Annotated in this window: 1 protein-coding gene; it reads left to right on the forward strand. The window is 64.6% G+C overall.

Annotation, left to right across the window (positions count from 1 at the left end; genetic code table 11):
• A partial coding sequence (locus QD356_RS17760) for an Ig-like domain-containing protein (RefSeq protein WP_279878495.1) occupies positions 1 to 350 on the forward strand: 350 nt, incomplete at both ends.

Consider the following 350-nt stretch of genomic DNA (forward strand, 5'->3'; position numbering starts at 1 on the left):
GCACCGTCAATGGTAGCGCCGAGGCCGGCGGGACCGTCGAAATCACCAATGGTGATGGCGATCTGCTGGGCACCGGCACTGTTGCCGATGACGGCACGTTCAGCATTACCCTGTCTCCGAAGCAGGAAGCCGGCGCTGAACTGACCGCCACCGTCACCGACGCCGCGGGTAACGAAAGCCCAGTCTCCGACACCCTGGTGGTGCCGGAAGATGCTGACGTCACTGCACCGAACACCCCGTCCATCACTTCCGCGACCGACGATGTACCAGCCGATACCGGTGCCCTCGCCTCCGGCGATAGCACCAACGATGCAACGCCGACGCTGACCGGCAGCGCTGAGGCCAATAGC

The organism is Cobetia sp. 2AS (assembly GCF_029846355.1).
In the GTDB taxonomy this organism is placed as follows: domain Bacteria; phylum Pseudomonadota; class Gammaproteobacteria; order Pseudomonadales; family Halomonadaceae; genus Cobetia; species Cobetia amphilecti.